Annotated in this window: 22 protein-coding genes; 19 read left to right on the top strand and 3 right to left on the bottom strand. The window is 63.3% G+C overall.

Annotated elements, in window-relative coordinates; translation table 11 throughout:
• Nucleotides 1-268: 268 nt before the first annotated feature.
• The 3 genes from AC1DYW_RS16240 to AC1DYW_RS16250 all read left to right on the top strand — a co-directional run bounded on the left by AC1DYW_RS16240 (nucleotide 269) and on the right by AC1DYW_RS16250 (nucleotide 2,488).
• Nucleotides 269-904 (top strand): methyltransferase family protein, encoded by a 636-nt coding sequence (locus AC1DYW_RS16240; RefSeq protein WP_477226903.1) that lies wholly within the window; start codon nucleotides 269-271, stop codon nucleotides 902-904.
• 474 nt (nucleotides 905-1,378) lie between these two features.
• Nucleotides 1,379-2,083 (top strand): hypothetical protein, encoded by a 705-nt coding sequence (locus AC1DYW_RS16245; RefSeq protein WP_477226904.1) that lies wholly within the window; start codon nucleotides 1,379-1,381, stop codon nucleotides 2,081-2,083.
• A gap of 240 nt (nucleotides 2,084-2,323) precedes the next feature.
• Nucleotides 2,324-2,488: a DUF3309 family protein gene (locus AC1DYW_RS16250; RefSeq protein ID WP_457151266.1), complete on the top strand. Its 165-nt coding sequence runs from the start codon at nucleotides 2,324-2,326 to the stop codon at nucleotides 2,486-2,488.
• A 278-nt stretch (nucleotides 2,489-2,766) separates the two neighbouring features.
• Here AC1DYW_RS16250 and AC1DYW_RS16255 read toward each other — a convergent pair whose 3' ends face one another.
• Nucleotides 2,767-3,024 (bottom strand): hypothetical protein, encoded by a 258-nt coding sequence (locus AC1DYW_RS16255; protein ID WP_457151265.1) that lies wholly within the window; start codon nucleotides 3,022-3,024, stop codon nucleotides 2,767-2,769.
• A 129-nt stretch (nucleotides 3,025-3,153) separates the two neighbouring features.
• Between AC1DYW_RS16255 and AC1DYW_RS16260 the strand changes: the two genes are divergently transcribed.
• The 15 genes from AC1DYW_RS16260 (at nucleotide 3,154) to AC1DYW_RS16330 (ending at nucleotide 16,438) form a co-directional block, all read left to right on the top strand.
• Complete coding sequence (locus AC1DYW_RS16260) at nucleotides 3,154-3,297, top strand: DUF982 domain-containing protein (RefSeq protein WP_477226905.1); 144 nt, start codon at nucleotides 3,154-3,156, stop codon at nucleotides 3,295-3,297.
• 211 nt (nucleotides 3,298-3,508) lie between these two features.
• Nucleotides 3,509-4,234, top strand: coding sequence for a GntR family transcriptional regulator (locus AC1DYW_RS16265; protein ID WP_457151264.1), 726 nt, complete (start codon nucleotides 3,509-3,511; stop codon nucleotides 4,232-4,234).
• Between the two features lie 3 nt (nucleotides 4,235-4,237).
• Nucleotides 4,238-5,278 carry an ADP-ribosylglycohydrolase family protein gene (locus AC1DYW_RS16270; RefSeq protein ID WP_477226906.1) on the top strand — a complete coding sequence of 347 codons (1,041 nt, stop codon included), beginning with the start codon at nucleotides 4,238-4,240 and terminating at the stop codon, nucleotides 5,276-5,278.
• Complete coding sequence (locus AC1DYW_RS16275; RefSeq protein WP_477226907.1) at nucleotides 5,275-6,249, top strand: PfkB family carbohydrate kinase; 975 nt, start codon at nucleotides 5,275-5,277, stop codon at nucleotides 6,247-6,249. Before AC1DYW_RS16270 ends, AC1DYW_RS16275 begins: the two co-directional genes overlap by 4 nt.
• Before the next feature lie 55 nt (nucleotides 6,250-6,304).
• Nucleotides 6,305-7,366, top strand: a complete 1,062-nt coding sequence (locus AC1DYW_RS16280; RefSeq protein ID WP_477226908.1) for an ABC transporter substrate-binding protein — start codon at nucleotides 6,305-6,307, stop codon at nucleotides 7,364-7,366.
• A 67-nt stretch (nucleotides 7,367-7,433) separates the two neighbouring features.
• Nucleotides 7,434-8,297, top strand: a complete 864-nt coding sequence (locus tag AC1DYW_RS16285) for an ABC transporter permease (protein WP_477226909.1) — start codon at nucleotides 7,434-7,436, stop codon at nucleotides 8,295-8,297.
• Nucleotides 8,297-9,085, top strand: a complete 789-nt coding sequence (locus tag AC1DYW_RS16290; protein ID WP_477227088.1) for an ABC transporter permease — start codon at nucleotides 8,297-8,299, stop codon at nucleotides 9,083-9,085. Before AC1DYW_RS16285 ends, AC1DYW_RS16290 begins: the two co-directional genes overlap by 1 nt.
• Nucleotides 9,085-10,152, top strand: coding sequence for an ABC transporter ATP-binding protein (locus AC1DYW_RS16295; RefSeq protein WP_477226910.1), 1,068 nt, complete (start codon nucleotides 9,085-9,087; stop codon nucleotides 10,150-10,152). Before AC1DYW_RS16290 ends, AC1DYW_RS16295 begins: the two co-directional genes overlap by 1 nt.
• 71 nt (nucleotides 10,153-10,223) lie before the next feature.
• Nucleotides 10,224-11,474, top strand: a complete 1,251-nt coding sequence (locus tag AC1DYW_RS16300; protein ID WP_477226911.1) for an aconitase X — start codon at nucleotides 10,224-10,226, stop codon at nucleotides 11,472-11,474.
• Nucleotides 11,471-11,923 (top strand): aconitase X swivel domain-containing protein, encoded by a 453-nt coding sequence (locus AC1DYW_RS16305; protein ID WP_477226912.1) that lies wholly within the window; start codon nucleotides 11,471-11,473, stop codon nucleotides 11,921-11,923. The genes AC1DYW_RS16300 and AC1DYW_RS16305 overlap by 4 nt, the downstream gene beginning before the upstream one ends.
• Before the next feature lie 181 nt (nucleotides 11,924-12,104).
• A complete protein-coding gene (locus tag AC1DYW_RS16310) occupies nucleotides 12,105-13,193 on the top strand; it encodes a Gfo/Idh/MocA family protein (protein ID WP_477226913.1) in 1,089 nt (362 codons plus the stop codon).
• Nucleotides 13,194-13,250: 57 nt separating this feature from the next.
• Nucleotides 13,251-14,165: a sugar phosphate isomerase/epimerase family protein gene (locus tag AC1DYW_RS16315; RefSeq protein WP_477226914.1), complete on the top strand. Its 915-nt coding sequence runs from the start codon at nucleotides 13,251-13,253 to the stop codon at nucleotides 14,163-14,165.
• Nucleotides 14,166-14,185: 20 nt separating this feature from the next.
• Nucleotides 14,186-15,277 carry a fatty acid desaturase family protein gene (locus tag AC1DYW_RS16320; protein WP_477226915.1) on the top strand — a complete coding sequence of 364 codons (1,092 nt, stop codon included), beginning with the start codon at nucleotides 14,186-14,188 and terminating at the stop codon, nucleotides 15,275-15,277.
• A gap of 11 nt (nucleotides 15,278-15,288) precedes the next feature.
• Entirely contained in the window at nucleotides 15,289-15,603 is a 315-nt protein-coding gene (locus AC1DYW_RS16325) for a MocE family 2Fe-2S type ferredoxin (protein ID WP_477226916.1), read from the top strand.
• Nucleotides 15,604-15,637: 34 nt separating this feature from the next.
• A complete protein-coding gene (locus tag AC1DYW_RS16330; protein ID WP_477226917.1) occupies nucleotides 15,638-16,438 on the top strand; it encodes a 3-methyl-2-oxobutanoate hydroxymethyltransferase in 801 nt (266 codons plus the stop codon).
• Here AC1DYW_RS16330 and AC1DYW_RS16335 read toward each other — a convergent pair.
• Together AC1DYW_RS16335 and AC1DYW_RS16340 are read right to left on the bottom strand one after the other, a co-directional pair.
• Nucleotides 16,403-17,920: an HAL/PAL/TAL family ammonia-lyase gene (locus tag AC1DYW_RS16335; RefSeq protein ID WP_477226918.1), complete on the bottom strand. Its 1,518-nt coding sequence runs from the start codon at nucleotides 17,918-17,920 to the stop codon at nucleotides 16,403-16,405. The two genes, AC1DYW_RS16330 and AC1DYW_RS16335, sit on opposite strands and share 36 nt — an antisense overlap.
• Nucleotides 17,917-18,918 (bottom strand): ornithine cyclodeaminase family protein, encoded by a 1,002-nt coding sequence (locus AC1DYW_RS16340; protein ID WP_477226919.1) that lies wholly within the window; start codon nucleotides 18,916-18,918, stop codon nucleotides 17,917-17,919. The genes AC1DYW_RS16335 and AC1DYW_RS16340 overlap by 4 nt, the downstream gene beginning before the upstream one ends.
• Before the next feature lie 118 nt (nucleotides 18,919-19,036).
• Between AC1DYW_RS16340 and AC1DYW_RS16345 the strand changes: the two genes are divergently transcribed.
• Nucleotides 19,037-20,470 (top strand): DHA2 family efflux MFS transporter permease subunit, encoded by a 1,434-nt coding sequence (locus AC1DYW_RS16345; protein WP_477226920.1) that lies wholly within the window; start codon nucleotides 19,037-19,039, stop codon nucleotides 20,468-20,470.
• Nucleotides 20,471-20,675: the final 205 nt, after the last annotated feature.

Below are 20,675 nucleotides of genomic sequence, written 5' to 3' on the forward strand. Positions count from 1 at the left end.
AGCGCCTCGGCGGCTTTGCTGTGGAGCCGAAGACAGCAGAGACGCGATCTTTGCCTGGGGCCGGAGACATCCTGCTCGTGTTTCGCACGATCGTTGAAGGCGTTCGCTGGCGTCCGGAGACACATAAGCGCTTTACTGCCGATCTGATCTTCTTGATTAACCGTACGGCAATGGTTGCGTGCAAAGGTCGCCCCGAGGGATAACCGGGTGCTTGGCCTTGCTCATGTCAAAAATTGAAACCCTTTCGCACGTCAACGACGAAGGGATTTTGTCCGCAGCCCGAAAGCGGGAAATCCTGGTCGACCTGCGGGAAGGCTTCTTTCGGCTCTGCGCGCTGGCTTTCGCGGGGCTGTTTGTCTATCGCGGCATACACCACCTCATGCTCGACCCGACCCGTATCAATGTGGCACTGGTGGCGACGTCCGAGATCCTAACCTTTACCTGGCTGCTTTTGTCGCGGCGGCCGCAGGTTCGCGACTGGAACCCGCTCACGGTGATCGTATCCGTGATTGCCAGCTTCGGTGTCGGCTTCATCACCTTCGAGCCGGGCGTTGCCATCATCCCGGTCTATGTCGCCGCGCCGCTGCAAGCCCTGGCGTTGAGTTTCGTGATCTGGGGCAAGGCATCGCTGGGGCGTTCGTTCGCCATTCTGCCGGGCAATCGCGGCGTGATGACCGGGGGTGCCTACCGCCTGGTGCGACACCCGATCTATGCCGGCTATCTGGTCGGCCATGTCCTGTTCCTGCTGTCGGCCTTTTCCTTCTACAATCTCGCCGTCTACGCCGTCATCACGTTCTTCCAGGTGCATCGCATCCTGCGCGAAGAGGCGCTGCTTGCCGCCACGGCGGAATATCGGGACTATATGAAGCGCGTCCGCTACAGGCTGTACTACGGGATCGTCTGACAACAAGGCCTGTGCACAACGTCGTCGTTTTGTCGGCAATCGCGCAGGCAGCGTTTTGGCATGACCCGCCTTCTATTCCTGTCTGGCGCAAATTGACGTCATCGGGGCAGCCGTGACGCCAATGCGTTGCGTTTTGATGCGGACCTTTCGCTGACGGGCTCGGGGACCCATCGCGGCGGCCTGACCAAAAAGTTCATGCGGTCTCTGGCCTGGCGCCGCCTCGAACAAATTCCATAAAAATCGATTCTTAACAAACTTCGAAATACATATCGATCATAACGATCCGCTTCACATCGTTATCACGAAGATTGTACGTCAATTTTATTATTTTTATACTTTTACAATTTCAAAAATTAACACCATCAATCGCGCTGGCGAAGCGCTTTGTGAAACTTAAGTTCACTCCCTGCGTAGGTTAATTCGCAATCGGCCTCTGGCTGACTGCCTTATCTCAACGGCAACAGGGAGAGTGTTATGACTTTTTCGATCAAAACAGTCGCCAGTGTGTTGGCAAGTGGTGCGGTAGTCTTCGTTCTTTCGCTGCCAGCGTATACTGCAGGGCTCGGTCTTGGCGCAGGCGCCTCGGTGGGCGGTAGCGGCGGCGTCAATGCCGGCGTCGGTGCGTCGGTCGGCGGCGGCGTCAGTGCGGGCCTCGGCGCTTCCGTAGGCGGTAGCGGCGGCGTCAATGCCGGCGTCGGTGCGTCGGTCGGCGGCGGCGTCAGTGCGGGCCTCGGCGCTTCCGTAGGCGGTAGCAAAGGCGTCAATGCTGGTACCGGTGCGTCGGTCGGCGGCACTGGAGGCGTCAACGCAGGCCTCGGTGCTTCCGTAGGCGGCAGCAACGGCATCAATGCCGGTGCCGGCGCCGATGTCGGCGGGGCTGGCGGCATCACTGCCGACCTCGGCGCCAGTGTTGGTGGAACGGGTGGAGTCGGCGTCGGCGTTGGCGGAGGCGTTGGTTCAATCAACCCGAGCAATCCCGGTAATCCGGGCACAACAGGGAACCTGGGCAACTTCGGAACACCGCGTACTTTGGGACATCCGAACCTGCCGGGTGTCGTCGCCGACATGTCGGACAGTCAAGTGGCACGGTTGAAGAGGCGCTGCGTCGATGTCCTCGGCAGTTCCGGGGACTACGACCGCGACCTGCGCCAACTGTGCCTTTTGATCGCACGTCGCTGACGCCAAGAGCGCCGGGAGCGGACTGGCCGTGAGGCTTTAACCGCACTCTCCTGGCGTCCGTCCGGTCGGAAAGCCCGCCATCCCGGCGGGCTTTCCGCACACCTGCATGATTGTTCCCGGGCGTCCGTCGTCGCTGCGGCGGCGGAACGCCATTGCGTCGAGAGCGTTTACATCTCGGCAACACGCGAATGGCGCAGTGTTCAGCTGGCGCAGAAGCGCACAAAAGGGAGCGGGAAGACCATGAGCTTGGGAACCATACTAATCATTATTCTTGTCTTAGCGCTGCTTGGGGGCTTCAGTGGCCTCGGTGGCGGTCCATTCTATGGCACCGGTTACTATGGCGGCGGCGGTCTGGGGCTCGTGCTGCTCATCATCATCGTGCTTGTCGTGCTCGGGCGGATCTAGCCGCTTGCTTGCCGAACCGATCGCAATCCCGTGACCGCATCGATTTCGGCGCGCACCGGAATGTGAACTTCGCAAGCCGGCTTGTGATCCGGCTTGTTTGGAAAACTTTGTAAGGTGATCGCGGTCCACACCCCCCGTGGAAACAAGAGGAAAGGGTCCCACCCCTTGTCCTCCTCCAAGGCCCGCTCCGGTTCGCCCGTGGCGGGCTTTTGCTTGGCGGTCTAGGAAACCGGCTTGCCGCCGACATCGAGTTCGGGCCAGGGGCCGGGGCCGATCGATTACTCCATGTCAGGCACGTCGCCGCTGACGAACAGGGTGTTCGGCGGACCGTACTCGCCAAGTGTCGGGTCGGCCTCGCGGCTCCAGGCGATGACGCCGACATGTTTTGCCGCCAGCGCCCTGGCCGTGCGTATGGCACGGTCCTCGCTCTGCTGGTCGGCAGGGCCGAAGGCCGGAAACAACTCGCCGTCATCGCCGCGGTCGAACGCGACCACGACAATCAGTCTGGGACTTTTCTGGCCTTGGGAATCGGACATCTTGCACCTTCCTCAGGAAATCTATCACACTACAAGGAACTAGGTCGGCACGTTCGATTTCGGGAGGTGGCGTGGTGCAGGACCAGCGTTTCGATGAGCCGGTGAGGATTGCGCTCGGGGCAAAGGCACATGGCAGCCCGTAAGGTCTGCCTGGCCGTGCTTGAGGGAAGGAAGGAAGCCTCGGCGGCACGAGCGGCGTTCATTAGCGCCGCAATCGAAGCGGATATCCTCGTTGAACCCCGTGAGATGTCGATGCCGTCCGGCCAAAATTGAATCAAGACTTGGCTCTATCCTCTTGATTGATTGCGGTGTTTTCGGCGATCACGATCAGCTTTTCGGGTTCATGCTGCCCGGCCCGCCGACGCCTTGCAGACACTTCCGCACCATTCGCTGGCCGTTTGGCTTGCCTTCGGCATCCCGTTGACATGGTACCCACGTCCATATATTGAACAGGACTATACAGGTTCACTAGACAGGTACGCATATGAAGCGGCGCGCGGTTCAACTGTCTCCCGGCACGGGCAAGCCCGAGCAGATCGCCACTGTTCTGGAGCATGAAATCCGCTCCGGCGTGCTCGGCTTCGGCGACCGCCTGCAAAGCGAGAACGAGCTGGTCCAGCGCTTCTCCGTCAGCCGCAACACGATTCGTAAGGGCCTCGAGGAACTGTCCAGCCGCGGGCTGATCACCACCAAGGTCGGCATCGGCTCGTTCGTCACCTTTGACGGCATGCCGGTCGACGACGCGGTCGGCTGGTCGCGGGCGCTGGCCAATGCCGGCGCCAATGCCGAGACGCGGACGCTGCGACTGGAGGTGATCGAGGACGCAGACCTGGCTGCCTGGCTTGGCATTGAGAGCCCGTTTTTCATCGCCGTCGACCGGGTTCGCACCAACGCCAGCGACGGCCATGCCATTTCCATCGAACGCAGCCGGCTGCCGCTGTCGCCGGAACTGGAGGACGTGCCGCTGCGCGGCCTGCGCGAGGGTTCGCTGCACCAGACGCTGCGCGACGCGGGGCTCATTCCTGACCATGGTGAGGAATGGGTCGAAATCGAGATGCTCAATGCCGAGGATGCCGCCATCCTCGGTTGTCCGCAAGGCTCGCCGTTCCTGCGCGGCCGGCGGTTGACCCGCGCCGCCGACGAGCGGCCGATCGAGTATGTCACCAGCCTGCTCAACCCGGCGCATTTCGCGCTGCATATGAGGTTCTGAGCGATGTCGGATGCAGCCAGCAAGGCGATCGACCGCGCCATGGGCGCACTTGTCGGCGGGGCGATTGGCGATGCGCTGGGCATGCCGACGCAACTCCTGTCGCCGGCCCGGATCGCCGAGCTTTATGGCCATGTCGACGATTTCGTCGCCCCGGTTGCCGACCATCCGGTGTCGAAAGGGCTGCTGGCCGGCACCGTCACCGACGACACCGAGCAGGCACTGCTGCTTGGCCGCATCCTTGTGGAGTCCGGTGACCGTTTCGACCATGCGCGCTGGGTCAACGCACTGCTCGACTGGGAGCGCGAGGTCAAGGCGCGCGGCAGCTACGATCTGCTGGGACCGTCGACCAAGCGCGCCATCGATGCCATAAACAATGGCGTGCCGGCGGAGGAAGCAGGGCGCGGCGGCGACACCAATGGTGCGGCGATGCGCATTGCGCCGGTCGGCATCATGATGCCGCTGGAGCCGCTCGACGCGCTGGTCGCCAAGGTGGCGGAGACCTGCCAGGCGACGCACAACACTTCGATCGCCATTGCTTCGGCCGCCGCAGTCGCTGCCGCCGTCAGCCGTGGCGTCGCCGGCGGTGGCTGGCGCGCCGCATCCGACAGCGCCGTTGCGGCAGCAAGGCGCGGGGCCACGCTCGGCCATTGGGTAACCGGCGGCGACATCGCCGCGCGCATCGTCTGGGCGCAGGATATCGTGCGTGGCAAGGTGATGAAGGATGCGATCCGGCTGATCACCGATCTGGTCGGCACCGGCGTCGCCAGCCAGGAATCGGTTCCGGCCGCCTTCGCGGTGCTGGATGTCGCCGGCGGCGATCCGTGGCAAGCGGCCGTCATCAGCGCCAATCTCGGCGGTGACACCGACACGATCGGCGCCATCGCTGCCGGCATGGCGGGAGCCTGCACCGGCTTTTCCCGATTGCCGCAGCAGCATATCGCCAGGCTTGTTGGCATCGACATGTCGGAGGTTCGCGCCCTTGCCTCCGATCTCATGGCGGCAAGGGTGGCGAAAAAAGGTTCCGGCAAGGACGCGGCGGCATGAGCGGGCGCCTCGTCCATATCGGCAGTGCCGTGGTCGACTATGTCTACCGCATCGATGCCTTGCCGGCGCCCGGCACGGAGAAGACCGCATCGAGCTTCGCCCAGGTCGCCGGCGGCGGCTTCAACATGATGGTAGCGGCCAGCCGTACCGGCATGAAGGTGGTGTTCGGCGGCCAGCTCGGCAGTGGACCGAACGGCGACTTCCTGCGGGCCGCTTTCGCCAACGAGGGCATCGAGACGCTGACGCCGCCATCGCCCTTGATGGATAGCGGTAATTGCGTCGCCATGATCTCGAGCGACGCCGAACGCACCTTCGTGTCGTGGCCAGGTGCTGAGAGCGTGCTCAGCCTCGACATGATGGCGCCCGTCTTGGTCACACCGGGTGACTGGGTGTTCACCTCCGGCTACACGCTGAGCTACCCCGCAAGCCGTGACGTGCTCACCGACTGGATCGAAACACTGCCGGCGGACACTCCCTTCGTCTTCGATCCGACGCCGGTGATATCGGACATTCCGCGCCTCATCCTGTCACGGGTGCTGGCCCGCACCACATGGCTAAGCTGCAACGCGACGGAAGCGGTCGAGATTGCCGGTCCGGGCGACGTTGAAACGGTTGCCGCGCGGTTGCTGGAAGTCCATTGCCCGAAGGCAGCGGGCGTGATCATCCGCGCCGGGGCCAATGGCTGTCACGTACGGCGGGCCGACGGCTCGGTGCAGACCGTTGCCAGCTTCAAAGTTTCCGCCATCGACACCAACGGCGCCGGCGACACACATATCGGCGCCTTCGTCAGCGCGCTGTCGCGCGGCATCCCGCCTTTCGAGGCAGCGCGCTATGCCAATGCAGCGGCGGCGGTTTCGGTGACCCGCCATGGCGGTTCTTCGGCGCCGACCGATCACGAGATCCAGACATTCCTGAGCCATGCCGCGGACCCGTCGGGCGCACAGGGCCGGACACAGAAGGCCAATGCATAACTGCCAGAAAGCCTGACAAGCCCGGGAAGCGGGCAAACACAGAGAGGAACCAACCATGCGCATGCCTGACTTGACTGCTCTTTTGACGGCGACCGCCGTATTTACCTCCGCACTTGCGTTTGCCGCCAAGGCCGACGAAGTGCATGTGCTCAACTGGAAGGGCTACGGAACCGACGAGCCGTGGGCCGTCGAGGCTTTCGAAAAGGCCACCGGCAACAAGGTCATCAACGACTTCTTCAATTCCGAACAGGAAATGCTGACCAAGATCCGGACCAATCCCGGCCTCTATGACGTCGTCATGATCAATGCCGCCTTCAACGACCAGGCGATGGACGGAAAGCTGATCCAGCCGATCGATACGTCCAAGTTGCCGAACTACGCCGACATCAGCAAGGACAAGGCGGGATCGCCGATGCTTGTCCATGACGGCAAGGTCTATGGCGTGCCATGGGTGTGGGGACTGACAGCGCTCGCCATCAACGAGAAATCCTTCGACAAGCCACCGACCAGCATCGCCGCGATGTGGGATGCCGCCCACAAGGGCCGCGTCGTCATTCGTGACGACGCCGTCGAGGCGGTGCAGTTCGGCGCCATCGCCACCGGCCAGAACATCAACGACATCAAGGATATGGATGCGGTCAAGACGAAGCTCACCTCGCTGATGCCGCAGATCAAGACCTTCTGGAGTTCGGAGAACGACTGGAACCAGATGGTCGCCTCCAACCAGATCGACATCGGCACCTACTGGAGCGGTTCTGCCGACCGCGCCAAGACGCATTTCAAGCTCCCGGTCTCGCTCGTCGTGCCGCAGGAAGGCGCCGTCGCCTGGCTCGATGCCTTTTCCATTCCGGTCGGCGCCAAGAACGTCGCCGGCGCCGAGGCCTTCATCAACTACATGATCGACCCGAAATTCTATGTCGAATGGGTCACCAAGGTCGGCGCTCCGGTCTCGGCCAACACGAAGGCGGTGGAAGCGCTGCCCGAGGATGCCTTCAACCGCAAGGTGATGGGGGACCCCGAAGTGGCCAAGCGCATCCAGTTCCAGGCGCCGATAACCGACGCGCAGCGCGAAGCCTATCTGGCGCTGTGGCAGCAGCTCAAGGTCGACGTGAAATAGAGCCGACATCCGGGCCAGCCGGCAGTTCGCGCCGGCTGGTTCTTTCAATCCTGGGGAGGAGGGTATCATGGCAGCTGCGACAGCGTCGCGAAGCGGGCTGAGATCGGCATTGCCGCTGCTGGCGCCGGCCTATCTCTGGCTGACGTTGGCGATCTTCCTGCCGCTCTCGGCCATGGTCTTCTTCTCGTTCATGACCGAGCTGCCGCTGTCGGGGAAGCCGTGGGCGTTCACGCTCGGAAACTATGCCGCCTTCTTCTCGCAGAGCCTCTATCTGACACTGCTGCTCGCCTCGCTGCGGCTCGGCCTCGAAGTGACGCTGTGGAGCATCGTCATCGGCTATCCCGCGGCTTACGTGCTGGCCAAGGTGCTGAAGGGCCGCAGCCGCGAGGCGATCTTCCTGCTCGTCATCCTGCCGTTCTGGTCGAACGGCCTAGTGCGCATCTTCTCCTGGGCGATGGTGCTGCGCGAAGGCGGCATCCTCGATACGGCGCTCAACGCCGTGCTGCCGTTCAAGATCAATATCGACCTCATGTATTCCTATCCGGCCGTGATCATCGGGCTGGTGCATTCCTATGTGCCCTACATGGTGTTGACCTGCTACCTGACGCTGCAGGCGATCGACGACTCGCTGATCGAGGCCGGGCGCTCGCTCGGCGCCTCGCGGCTACAGGTGCTGAAGCGCGTGATCATTCCGCTGTCGATGCCCGGATTGGTGGCCGGCGCTGCGCTCATCTTCGTGCCGGTTGTCGGCTCGTTCATGGAGCCACGCATCCTCGGCGGCCGCACAGGCACCTTCTACGGCACGGTCATCGAGGACCAGTTCGTCGCCGTGTTCAACTGGCCGCTCGGTGCGGCGCTCTCCTTCATCCTGCTGGCCGTCGTCCTGGTGATCCTGGCGGCTGCCTCGCCAGTACTCAAGAGGGCCGCGTGATGGCGACAACCCGCATCCTCGAATGGCTTGGCCGCCTTTACATCTGGCTCCTGCTGGCCTTCCTCTATTTGCCGATCATCATCATGGCGCTGATGTCGTTCAACGTTTCGCCCTTCTACCAATTGCCGTTCGAATGGACGACGGAGTGGTACGCATCGCTGTGGCAGAACGATCAACTGATTGCCGCCACCTGGAACAGCGTCGAGATCGCCGTCATCACCACCATCGTCTGCACGGTGCTTGGCTCGGCGGCGTCGCTGGCGCTCTATCGTTATGAATTTCGCGGCAAGAAATTCCTGCAGGCGCTGCTTTTCCCGCCGATCGCCATTCCTTGGCTGATCACCGGCACGGCGATGCTGATCTTCTTCTTCGGCGTCGGCATCGGCCGCGGCCTGCATGCCATCCTGCTTGGCCATGTGGCGCTGGCGCTGCCATATGTCATCGTCGTCGTTTCGGCTCGGCTGCAGACCTTCGCGCCGGAACTGGAAGAGGCGGCGCGCTCGCTCGGCGCCAACCAGTGGCAAGTGACGTGGCGTGTCACGCTGCCGTGGATCATGCCCGGCGTCATTGCCGGTGGGCTGTTCGCCTTCGCCGTCTCGTTCGACCAGTTCGTGGTGTCCTATTTCCTGGCGACGCCGGGCCAGACGACGCTGCCGGTCGAAATCTACGCCGCGATCCGCAAGGGCTTCACGCCCGAGATCAACGCGGTCTCGACGATCATCATTGTCGTGTCGATGGCACTGATGCTGCTCACGGCGCGCTTCTTCAAATTCGGCGGAGAGAAATAATGGCCGGCGTACAGGTATCGAACGTCTCGCGCAGCTTCGGCGCGCACAAGGCGCTGGACGATGTCTCCATCGATTTCGCCGATGGCGGCTTCTATGCGCTGCTTGGGCCGTCGGGCAGTGGCAAGACCACGCTGCTGCGCCAGATCGCGGGGTTCGACTTTCCCGATTCCGGCCGCATTGCCATTGGCGGCGAGAGCGTCGAGCGGGTGCCGGTCGAGAAGCGCCGCATCGGCATGGTGTTCCAGAACTATGCGCTGTTTCCCAATATGAGCGTTGCCGACAATGTCGCCTTCGGCCTGTCGGTTCGCGGCGAGGCCAAGGCGGTGATTGTCGCCGAGGTGCAGCGTGCGCTCGATCTCGTGCAACTCGGCAAGCTCGGCGGCCGGCGCCCGCACCAGCTGTCGGGCGGTCAGCGCCAGCGGGTGGCATTGGCACGGGCCATCGTCACCAAGCCGCGCGTGCTGCTGCTCGATGAGCCGCTTGGCGCGCTCGACAAGGCGCTGCGCGTCGACATGCAGATCGAACTGAAGCGCATCCAGCGCGAGATCGGCATCACCACCATCTTCGTCACCCACGATCAGGAAGAGGCGCTGACGATGAGCGACCGCATCGGCATCTTGCGCGACGGCAGGCTGGTGCAGGAAGGGCCGCCGGAGGAAATTTATGACCGGCCAAAGAGCGAGTTCGCCGCCACTTTCCTCGGTGACGCCAATATCTTTCGCGGCGACACGACGGGCAGCGGCATCCGCCTGGCGGACGGCACCGCGATTGCCGCGGGCGCGGGCGCGACCCTTGCTGTCGGCGCCAAGGCGAGCTGCGCCGTGCGGCCTGAACGCATCCGCATTGCCACCGATGCCGGGGTTTCCAATGCCACCGACACGAACGTGCTCAAGGGCCAGGTTTCCAAGCGCATCTTCGCCGGCAACAACAGCACGTACTTCGTCGACCGTGCCGGCCAGACGCTGAAGGTCATTGTGCAGAACACCGGCATCGAGCGGCTGTCGGAGGGCCAGGACGTGGTGCTGCGCTGGTCGCCGGAGAGCACGGTGCTGATCGCTGCGGGCTGAGATCTGCAACGGGTCTTGCCAGACCGTTCGCAATCAGGGACAGCATAGCCGGGCAAGAGTCCGGAGTGGCGATGACCTTGGAACTGAGTGGGCGGGACCAGTCGATGCTCGATGGCGAGCAGGGCCAGTCGGCAGCCGCTGCGATGAAAATCCTGGTCGCGTTTTCCAATGCAGTTGGAGCCGGCAGCCTGCTCGATATTGCCGGCGCCCATATCGATGGCTGCCTTTACCACGGCAAGGCCGGGCTCGATTTCGTCGAACGGCTGGTCGAGGGCGGTGGCCGTGTCCGGGTGCCGACGACGCTCAATGTCGGTTCGTTCGATCTCATCCATCCCGGCATTGTGAAGATGCCGGCGGCGGAGGAAGCGCCGGCGCGGCGTCTGATGAAGGCGCATCTCGAACTCGGCTGCCAGGCGACGTTCACCTGCGCACCCTACCAGACGCGGTTCCGGCCGGGCTTCGGCGAGCAGATCGCCTGGGGTGAATCCAATGCCATCGTCTTTGCCAATTCGGTTATCGGCGCGCGCACCAACCGTTATGGCGATTTCATCGACCTTTGCTGCGCCATGACCGCGCGTGCACCGGCCTGGGGCCTGCATCTGAGCGAGAACCGGCGCGGCCGCATCCTGTTCGACCTGGCCGTTCCTGAGCCGGAGCCGAGCGACAGCCTGTTCGTCGGCGTCGGGCTGTTCATCGGGCAGGCGAGCGGCGATCAGATTCCGGTGATCGCCGGCCTGCCACAACCGCGTGACGAGGACCAACTGAAGGCGCTGGGTGCTGCGGCGGCAACCACCGGCGCGGTGGCGCTGTTCCATGCGGTCGGCATTACGCCAGAAGCGAAGACGCTCGATGAGGCGTTCCAAGGCCATGCGCCAGAGGCTTCGATCCGCATCAGTCGCGCCGACATCGATCACGCGCTGGCCAGGCTATCGACCGTGCCTGATGGTGCGCCGCTGGCGGCCGTGTCACTGGGCACGCCGCACTTTTCCCATGACGAATGGATGCGTCTGTTGCCGATGGTGCGCGAGATCGCGCCGGCCAGGCGTATCCCGATCTATGTCAACACCGGTCGCGCGACGCTGACGCGATTGCAGGAGGAGGGCGCGCTGGCAGGCATGGAGGGGTTCGGCTTGATCCCGGTCGCCGACACCTGCACCTATGTCACCTCGATCCTCAAGCGCCTAGACGGCGTGGTGATGACCAATTCCGGCAAATGGGCGCATTACGCGCCGGGCAATATCGGCGTGTCCGTGGCCTTCGCCGACATGCGGGATTGCATCCGCTCGGCTGCAGTCGGACATGTCGTGCGGAGTGCGTCATGACGCAATCGGCGGAAACGAGGCCCGTCGAGCGGTTCGGCACCTTCCAACTGGCCGGTGAGGCCGAGGGCCAGGCGCTGGTGTTTTCGCAGCCGCTCAGCTTCTGGGGCGGCGTCGACGCCGAGACTGGCGACATCATTGACCATTCGCATCCCGGTCTCGGCCAGAATATCACCGGCAAGATCCTGGTGATGCCGAGCGGGCGTGGCTCGTCCTCCTCATCCTCGGTTCTGGCAGAGGCGATCCGCAGGGGCACGGCGCCTGCCGGTATTCTCCTGGAGCGTCCGGACCCGATCGTTGCCGTGGGCACCATCGTCGCCGAATTCCTCTACGACATCAGCATGCCGCTGGTGGTGTGCGACATTTCCGGTGTCGCCTCCGGCGACCGGATAGCGATCGCCCTCGGCGCGGATGGCCGGGCGATCGTCAGCATTGGGAGACGCCCAGACTGAGTGGCTGGAAGTGCTGCCTCGCGTTGCCACTTCGACAGACGGCGCGCGCTTGTCAGCGCGGCCTTCGTCATTCCTGGTCTGAATGGTTCGGTCGTCACACCCCATGATGGGAAATGATGGTGTCGGCCTTGGCCGAGGCGCAGGCCATCGCGTTATATCCAGTCCTCCACGGGAGGAATGGATGGCAGGCACGGATTTCGAGCCGGATGCGAAGATTCGCACCAGGGAATACCGGATTGGCTGCGTCGGTGCCGGCATGATCATGGCCGAATGCCATCTCGCCGCCTATGAAAAGGCCGGCTTCCCGGTGGTCGCGATCGCTTCGCGTACGAAAGCCAGCGCCGAAAAAGTGGCCGGGCGCTGGGGCATCCCAACCGTTCATGAGACGCCGGAACAGCTGATCGAGGACGACCGGGTCGAGATCGTCGATCTTGCCTTTCCGCCCGACCAGCAACCGGCGTTGATCCGCCATGCGCTGAAGCAGAAGCACATCAAGGCGATCCTGGCGCAGAAGCCATTGGCGCTGTCGGTCGAAGAAGCGGTCAGGCTGCGCAACGAAGCGGCCGGGTCCGGCAAGATCCTCTCGATCAACCAGAACATGCGCTACGACCAGTCGATGCGCGTGCTGAAACAAATCATCGATAGTGGCGCGCTGGGCGACATCGTCTTCGCGCAGATCGACATGCATGCGATCCCGCACTGGCAGACTTTTCTTGCCGACTATGACCGGCTGACGCTCGCCAACATGAGCGTGCATCATCTCGACGTGCTGCGTTTCCTTTTCGGCGATCCGCAAGAGATCACGACGCTGACGCGCAAGGATCCGCGCACGAAATTCGACCATTCCGACGGTATCACCGTGTCAACGTTGCGCTTCCCGTCCGGCGTGCTCGCCGTGTCGCTGGAGGATGTCTGGTCCGGTCCCCGGAAGGAGGGCTACAAGGACGACCAGCACATCAACTGGCGTGTAGACGGCACCAAGGGTGTCGCCAAGGGCACCATCGGCTGGCCGACGGGCGTGGCTTCGACGCTGACCTATGCCTCGACCGAGACGACGGGCGGCGAATGGGTCAGTCCCAACTGGGACACGATGTGGTTCCCGCACGCCTTCATTGGTGTGATGGAACAGTTGCAGCACGCGGTGAAGACGGGCACTCCACCGGCGCTGTCCGTCGCCGACAACGTCAAGACCATGGCGCTGGTCGAGGCCGGCTACCGCTCCATGGCGGAGGGCCGCACGGTCAAGCTGTCCGAGATATCGATCGACTGAACATCTGGCCGCCGAATTGCGTGGCGGCTGAATCGCTTACCCGGAGGAGTTCACATCATGATGCAGGCGGGTATCTTCACCGGCTATTTTCCCTATGGCCCCGAAGAGGCGGCCAGGCGCATTCGCGCGCTCGATTTCAACACGGTACAACTCGATCTGCATTTCAGGGATATCGACCTCTCGGCTGGGCAGATCACCAAGGATAAGGCGAGGACTGTGCGGGATACGTTCCGCGACCACAATCTGCCGGTCTGCTGCATTTCCGGCTACACCAACATCATCCACCCGGACAAGGTCGAGCGCGACAAGCGCGTCGGCTATCTCAAGGAGATCATCCGCAACGCGCGCGAATTCGGCTCTCCTTACGTGATCTCGGAAACAGGCACCTACAACACGGAATCCGATTGGGTGCACCACCCCAGGAACAAGACTGAGGAAGGATTCGAGGAATGCCGTAAGGCGATCTCCGACCTTGCCCAGACGGCCTATGACCATGGCGCGGTCTTCCTTCTCGAAACTTATGTCAACAATGTCGTCGGCTCAGTCGAGGAAACGGTCAAGATGTTCGCGCAGGTCGACCATCCTGGTCTTGGCCTGCTTATGGATCCGACCAATTATTTCGAGGCGCACAATATCGACCGCATGGACCAGGTGCTGAACCAGGTGTTCGACACGCTGACCGACAAGATCAGGATCGCGCATGCCAAGGATGTCAAGCGCTCCGGCAGCGACAAGTCGGAGAAGCACGCCGACATTGGCGATGACGATGCTTCGGAAGGCCTCACCTTTCGCGGCGTCGGCGAGATCGAATTGCCGGCGCCCGGCCTCGGTTCGCTCAATTATGATCTTTATCTCAAGCGGCTCAGCGAAAAGCACCCGAACATCCCGGTCATCATCGAGCATCTGACCGAGGACGACGTGCCACGCGCCAAGACATTCCTCGATGGAAAATTCCGCGCCAACGGCCTTTGAGGACCGCACGGGAGGCGACGATGGCGACAGTCAAGACAAAGCGCGACTACAGCCTGGTCGGTGAAAGCACGCGGATCGCGATCGAGACCGGGCTGGCCTCCGCCGAGTGGTATCACACGGACGTGCCGCGCAAGACTATGAAGGAGCTGATGCAACGCTCCGATATGCCGGCGATCCGCGACACCCTCATCTGGATCGCCGCCATATTGGGCTCGGCTGCCGGCGGCATCTGGTTTTGGGGTTCATGGTGGTGCGTGCCGTTCTTCTGCGTCTACGGTGTGCTCTACGGCTCCTCCAGCGACTCGCGCTGGCACGAATGCGGCCACGGCACAGCCTTCCGCACCCGCTGGATGAACGACGTCGTCTACCAGATCGCGAGCTTCATGCTGATGCGCAATCCGGTCACCTGGCGCTGGAGCCATGCCCGACATCACACCGACACGATCATCGTTGGCCGCGACGCCGAGATCGCGGTGATGCGTCCGCCGGACCTGTTGCGCGCCGCACTTGCCTTCACCGGCGCCCTCGATTTCCGCTATTCGCTGCCGACGCTGGTGCGCAATGCGTTCGGCAAACTCTCGCCGGACGAGAAAAGCTTCGTGCCGGAGATGGAGCAGCACAAGGCGGTCATCGCCGCGCGCTGGCAGATCGCTATCTATCTCGCTGCGATTGCGCTGGCGCTCTACCTCTGGTCGTTCCTGCCGCTGGTGCTGATCGGCCTGCCGCGCCTCTACGGCAGCTGGCACATGGTGCTGACCGGCCTGCTGCAGCATATCGGGCTGGCTGACAATGTCACCGATCATCGGCTGAACACGCGCACCGTTTACATGAACCCGATCAGCCGTTTCATCTATTGGAACATGAACTACCACGTCGAACATCACATGTTTCCGATGGTGCCCTATCATGCGCTGCCGAAGCTGCATGAGTTGATCAAGCGTGATCTGCCGGAACCGAACCCTTCGATGTGGCATGCTTATCGCGAGGTCTGCCCGGTACTGATCAAACAGCTCCAGTACGAGGACTATTTTCTCAAGCGCGAATTGCCGCCGACGGCACGGCCGTACCGCGACGAATTCCATGCGCTGACCGTCCCGGCGGCAGCGGAATAGGGGAGAACCAGATGGCCGGCTGGGTTGAAGCGTGTGGCGTCGATGATGTCGAGGAAGAAGACGTCATCCGCTTCGACCATGGCGGTCGCACCTTCGCCATCTATCGCAGCCCGGATGACGAATTCTTCGCCACCGACGGCTACTGCACGCATGAGAAGGCGCATCTGGCTGACGGGCTGGTGATGGACGACATCATCGAATGTCCCAAGCACAATGGCCGCTTCAACTACAAGACTGGTGCCGCCAAGGGCGCACCAGTGTGCGTCGATCTCGCGACCTATCCGGTGAAGGTCGAGGCTGGCAAAGTGATGATCCAGATCGGCTGACCTGCCGCAGCACGTAACAGAGGGAATTCTTTCGATGAGCCGAAAAAGACCGACGGTGGCGGACCTGCGCGCCATGAAGGGCAAGCGCCAGCTGACCATGCTGCGCGTGCTGACGATGGACGAGGCCGAGGCCGCCGAGCGGGCAGGGGTCGACATCGTCTCGGTGCCGCCCGAACTGGTGCTCAACCCGCAATACCGCGATGCGGCGCCCAGCCTGTTCACCATGCCGGGGGAGAATTTCTTCGAGATCGGCACGGCGGACGATTTCCTGCGCTGGGCCTTCCGGCTCTATAAGGCCGGCGCAGACGCGGTCTATTGCAGCGCCGGCTACGCCACGATCAAGCGGATGGCCGACGACGCCATCCCGGTCATCGGCCATGTTGGCCTCATTCCATCGCGCGCCACCTGGACGGGCGGCTTCAAGGCTGTTGGCAAGACAGCCGACACCGCCATGGAGGTCTTCGCAGCGGTGAAGCACCTGGAGGCCGCCGGCGCCATCGGCGCGGAGATCGAAGTGGTGCCGGTCGAGGTGGCGAAGGCGATCTCGGAGCGGACGTCGCTGATCATGCTGTCGATGGGGGCGGGGACCGGCTGCGACGCGCAATATCTGTTCGCCGACGACGTTCTCGGCCAGAACCGTGGGCACATGCCTCGCCACTCCAAGGTCTATCGCAATTTCGCCGCCGAATATGATCGTTTGCAGGCTGAGCGGATCGCGGCGTTCTCCGAATATGTCGCCGACGTCAACAGCCTGGCCTATCCCGAGGACAGGCATGTCGTGCACATGGATCCGGGTGAACTACGGCTGTTCCTCGACAAGGTCGGCCGGGCGTAAGGTCACCTGCCAGGGTCCGTTGGCGAGTGCGGCGAAGAGCGCTTCGGCGTCGATGCCGAGTGGCCGATCCTCCTTCAGGCTAGGGACCAGCGCGCGTATCGCCGTGTGAATTGCGGCGGTGCGTGGCGCCAGGGTGAGCCCGTCGCGCAGGTCGACCGCCTGTGCCGCCGCCATCAATTCGAAGGCGATTAGCCGCCGCCACAGCGCGACCATCCCAGCGCATTTCGCGACAGCCAGCGGTGTCTGCGTGGCATGGTCCTCGACGCCTTCCGAGACGGCCAAGAAATCCAGCATCACCGGATTGGCTCTGTGGCGGATGGCGGCCAGGATCGATGTCGCCGTCTTCTGCAGCGGCACGAAGCCGGCCGAGGCGCCGCCGACCGGCGACAGATATTTCGGCAGGCCGTTACGGCCGGAGCCAGTAAGCTGGATGAAGCGGGCAGCGCTCGCGGCGGCACTCTGGGCGATCGCCAGGCCGAGCGTTTCGAAGGCGAGCGACAGCGAAGCAGTGTGGAAATTGCCGGTCGACAGCACCAGCCCGTCGTCGCTGAGCACCAGCGGGTTGTCGGCGGCGGCATTGAGTTCGATCTCGACGGCATGTCTCGCCTGGCCGATCGCCTCGATCAGCGCGCCATGGATCGAGGGCATGCAGCGGATCGACAGGGGATCTTGCAAGGTGGTCGGCGCCGGTGCCTCGTCGCGGGCGAGCAGATATTGCAAGGCCTTGGCCGCTTCCTGCTGGCCGGCCGCCGGCCGCGCCATATGCAGGCGCTGGTCGAGGATGGTGCGATTGGCGCCGATACCTTCCATGGTCAGCGCGCCGGCCTGGTGCTGCTGGGCAAGGGCGGACAGCGCATCCGTCACCACGAGCGCACCGCTGCCCGCTGAAACAGCCGAAGCGTTAATCAGCGACAGCCCGTCCTTGGGCGCCAGGCTGATGGGGACGAGGCGGGCCATCATCAACGCCTTGGCCGCCGGCATGCGCCGGCCCTGATAGTCGGCGTCTCCTTCACCGGTCAGCAGGCGGGCAAGCGCCGTCATCAGCACCAGATCGCCGGCGCCGATCGAGCCGAGCGACGGCATCACCGGGTGGACGCCGGCATTGAGCGCGTCGACCAAAGCGACAAACACGGTGGGCGAAAGTCCGGAGCCTCCCGTTGAAAGCATCGCCGCGCGGGCAAACATAGTTGCCCGCACGGTCTCGACCGGCAGCGCTTCGCCGACCGCGCCGCTGCGTCCTTCCAGCAGCTGGCGCTGGAAGGCGCTGGCGTCGCCCTCGACCGTCGTGCCGAGATTGGCGCCGAGCCCGGTGTTGAGGCCATAGATCTGCTGGCCGGAGGCGGCGGCCTGGTCGAGCACTGTTCGCGCCTTCTGCAGCCTGCCGAGGACATCGGATCGGACCTCCACCTTGCGCGCTTCGCGGGCCACAGCGGCGACATCCGCAGTGCCCACGCCGGCTCCGGTGAGGACGAGCGCACTCATGCGAAGCGCAGCCGCTGGCCGATGCCTTGCGCCTGCGCCTTGGCCAGCATCGCCTTGCCCAACGCAATGTCGGACAGCGACAGGCCGCGGTGCCAGAACAGGATCGTCTCGCTGTCATTCTCTCGCCCGGCCTTGAGACCGGCGGCGATCTGGCCAAGCTCGGCATGCAGCGTCTTTTCGCTCAGCCGCCCGGTCTCGACATGGGCGCGCAGCGAGCCGAACTTGCCGCCCTTGCACTGGCCCCAATCGTCGACGACCATCTTCTGCATGATGTCGGTCAGCGACAGCTCCACGGCGCTCATGGTGCCGTAGGGCACGACCAGCGCGCCGGGCTTGATCCATTCGGTCTTCAACAAGGGCTGCGGTTCCGGCAGCCGCGAGGCCTCGACCACGATGTCGGCGCCTTCGACACAGCTCTTCCAGTCGGCCACAGCGGTGACACGCTTGCCGAGATCGGCGGAGAGTTTTGCGGCGAAACCGTCGCGGCTTTCCGGGCGGCGCGAATGGACGCGGATTTCGTCGAAGTCGAAGAGATGGTCGAGCAGGCGCACGTTCCAGTAGGCGGTGCCGCGCGCGCCGATATGGGCCAGCACTTTTGAGCCCTTGCGCGCCAGATGCTTGGCGCCGATGGCGGTGACGGCACCGGTGCGCATGTCGGTGATGACGGTGGCGTCGAGGATGGCGCGCGGCGTGCCGGTGCGCGGATCGAACAGATTGAGGATGCCGAATTCGGAGGGCAGGCCGTGCAGGTAGTTGTCGACATAGTCGCCGACGATCTTGACGCCGGCGGTGTCGAGAGGCGCGACGTAGCCGCGCAGGACATTGAAATGACCGTGGAAGGACGGGTCCGGCTCGAGATGGACGCGCGGCTCGATCACCGTCTGGCCATTGCCTTGCGCCACCAGGCCGGCCTCTACGGCGGCAATGATTTCACCATCGGACATGGCAAGGGCGTCGATATCGAGGGCATTGAGATAGTCGATATAGATGGGTTTCATCTGCTGCGTGCACTTTCCCCGGTCGCCTCTCATCCATAACAGGCCGTGGCGCGACACGAAAGTTTGTTACGCCGTCTATGGACGCGGCCGGCTAATTGCTGTTCAAACCGGTTCCGTCATGACTGCCATTCCCGACAGTGAAGCCTTACCCGAAACGGCCACCAATGCGCGGCGCGTGGCGCTGATCGTCGCCATCGCCTTCTTCATGCAGTTGCTGGATTCGACGATCATCTCGACATCGTTGCCGCAGATGGGCGCTTCCTTCGGCGTGCCGGCGGTGGCGATGAGCATCGGCATCACCGTCTACATGCTGACCATGGCGGTGTTCGTGCCGCTGTCGGGCTGGCTCGCCGACCGGTTTGGTGCGCGCAATATCTTCCTGCTGGCAATCATCCTTTTCACCTTGGCCTCGCTCGCCTGCGGCTTCTCGCAAAACCTGACCCAGTTCGTCGCCGCACGTGTCGTGCAAGGGCTGGGCAGTGCACTGATGACGCCGGTCGGCCGCATTCTCGTCTTGCGCAATGCATCGAAGTCCGAGCTGCTCAACGCCACCGCGCTGATCACCTGGCCGGCGCTGTTCGCGCCGGTGGTCGGGCCGGTGCTGGGCGGCTTCATCACCACCTATCTGTCCTGGCACTGGAATTTCTTCATCAACATCCCGCTCGGCGTAATCGGGCTGGCGCTGGTCGCCCGCTTCATTCCCGGCGACCGCGAGGCCAACCCAAAACCGCTAGACTGGCCGGGTTTTTTCCTGACATCGGCGGGACTTGCTTGCCTTCTGTACGGGCTCGAACGCATCGCGCATCCAGAAGACGGTGTCTTGCCGACGGTGGCGCTCATCGCCTTCGGTGTCGCCATCGGCTGGCTGGCGGTGCGCCATCTCAGGCGCGCACCGCATCCGCTGCTCGACCTCTCATCGTTCAAGGTGCTGACCTTCGCCATCTCGACGCTTGCCGCCGGCACCAATTTCCGGGTGGCGATCAACGCCACGCCGTTCCTGTTGCCGCTTCTGTTCCAGGTCGGCTTCGGTCTCAGCCCCGTCGATGCCGGCATGATGATCCTGGCCTATTTCCTCGGCAATCTCGGCATGAAGACGGTGACGACGCCGACGTTGCGGCGCTTCGGCTTTCGATCTGTGCTGGTCGTCAACGGCCTGATCGCCTCGGCGTCGATCATGGCGTGCGCGGCGATCTCACCGCAGACGCCGCAAGCGCTAGTGATCCTACTGATGCTGATCGCCGGCCTGTCGCGCTCGATGCAGTTCACCGCCCTCAACACGCTGGCCTTCGCCGATATCGACGCGGCGCAACGCAGTTCGGCCGCGACACTGTCCAGCATGCTGCAGCAAGTGGCGATGCTGTTCGGCGTCGCGGTGGCGGCGGCGATCCTGAACCTGTCGCAGATCGCCAGGGACCGGCCGGCGCTCGACCTCGTCGATTTTCGCATCGCCTTTCTGGCGATCGGCGCCATCGGGCTGGTGGCGGCGTTGCGTTTCCTCGCGCTGCCACCAGGTGCGGGTGCCGAGGTTTCCGGCCACGCACGGGGGAACTGAAATCGAATTCTTCCACCTGATGCGGAGATAAATTCCGCCTTGCCCTTTCGCCTTGGTCGGTGCTTTCGCAAGCGATCGCATTGACGCAATCATTTGCTAAAAATCCAGGCTTTTCCGGGCATTGCGCCAGTTTTGGCAATCGATGCGTCCACTCGATGAATATCGCCACCGGCCGGGCTTCTGAACGCGGATTCATTTGACGAAC

The sequence above is a fragment of the Mesorhizobium sp. P2_D5 genome, from assembly GCF_056404355.1.

Excerpts from the sequence above, each read along its gene's own strand:
- AC1DYW_RS16245 (WP_477226904.1), top strand. The coding sequence starts at position 1,379 with ATGACTTTTTCGATCAAAACAGTCGCCAGTGTGTTGGCAAGTGGTGCG.
- AC1DYW_RS16250 (WP_457151266.1), top strand. The coding sequence starts at position 2,324 with ATGAGCTTGGGAACCATACTAATCATTATTCTTGTCTTAGCGCTGCTT.
- AC1DYW_RS16255 (WP_457151265.1), bottom strand. The coding sequence starts at position 3,024 with ATGTCCGATTCCCAAGGCCAGAAAAGTCCCAGACTGATTGTCGTGGTC.
- AC1DYW_RS16260 (WP_477226905.1), top strand. The coding sequence starts at position 3,154 with ATGGCAGCCCGTAAGGTCTGCCTGGCCGTGCTTGAGGGAAGGAAGGAA.
- AC1DYW_RS16265 (WP_457151264.1), top strand. The coding sequence starts at position 3,509 with ATGAAGCGGCGCGCGGTTCAACTGTCTCCCGGCACGGGCAAGCCCGAG.
- AC1DYW_RS16270 (WP_477226906.1), top strand. The coding sequence starts at position 4,238 with ATGTCGGATGCAGCCAGCAAGGCGATCGACCGCGCCATGGGCGCACTT.
- AC1DYW_RS16275 (WP_477226907.1), top strand. The coding sequence starts at position 5,275 with ATGAGCGGGCGCCTCGTCCATATCGGCAGTGCCGTGGTCGACTATGTC.
- AC1DYW_RS16280 (WP_477226908.1), top strand. The coding sequence starts at position 6,305 with ATGCGCATGCCTGACTTGACTGCTCTTTTGACGGCGACCGCCGTATTT.
- AC1DYW_RS16285 (WP_477226909.1), top strand. The coding sequence starts at position 7,434 with ATGGCAGCTGCGACAGCGTCGCGAAGCGGGCTGAGATCGGCATTGCCG.
- AC1DYW_RS16290 (WP_477227088.1), top strand. The coding sequence starts at position 8,297 with ATGGCGACAACCCGCATCCTCGAATGGCTTGGCCGCCTTTACATCTGG.
- AC1DYW_RS16295 (WP_477226910.1), top strand. The coding sequence starts at position 9,085 with ATGGCCGGCGTACAGGTATCGAACGTCTCGCGCAGCTTCGGCGCGCAC.
- AC1DYW_RS16300 (WP_477226911.1), top strand. The coding sequence starts at position 10,224 with ATGACCTTGGAACTGAGTGGGCGGGACCAGTCGATGCTCGATGGCGAG.
- AC1DYW_RS16305 (WP_477226912.1), top strand. The coding sequence starts at position 11,471 with ATGACGCAATCGGCGGAAACGAGGCCCGTCGAGCGGTTCGGCACCTTC.
- AC1DYW_RS16310 (WP_477226913.1), top strand. The coding sequence starts at position 12,105 with ATGGCAGGCACGGATTTCGAGCCGGATGCGAAGATTCGCACCAGGGAA.
- AC1DYW_RS16315 (WP_477226914.1), top strand. The coding sequence starts at position 13,251 with ATGATGCAGGCGGGTATCTTCACCGGCTATTTTCCCTATGGCCCCGAA.
- AC1DYW_RS16320 (WP_477226915.1), top strand. The coding sequence starts at position 14,186 with ATGGCGACAGTCAAGACAAAGCGCGACTACAGCCTGGTCGGTGAAAGC.
- AC1DYW_RS16325 (WP_477226916.1), top strand. The coding sequence starts at position 15,289 with ATGGCCGGCTGGGTTGAAGCGTGTGGCGTCGATGATGTCGAGGAAGAA.
- AC1DYW_RS16330 (WP_477226917.1), top strand. The coding sequence starts at position 15,638 with ATGAGCCGAAAAAGACCGACGGTGGCGGACCTGCGCGCCATGAAGGGC.
- AC1DYW_RS16335 (WP_477226918.1), bottom strand. The coding sequence starts at position 17,920 with ATGAGTGCGCTCGTCCTCACCGGAGCCGGCGTGGGCACTGCGGATGTC.
- AC1DYW_RS16340 (WP_477226919.1), bottom strand. The coding sequence starts at position 18,918 with ATGAAACCCATCTATATCGACTATCTCAATGCCCTCGATATCGACGCC.
- AC1DYW_RS16345 (WP_477226920.1), top strand. The coding sequence starts at position 19,037 with ATGACTGCCATTCCCGACAGTGAAGCCTTACCCGAAACGGCCACCAAT.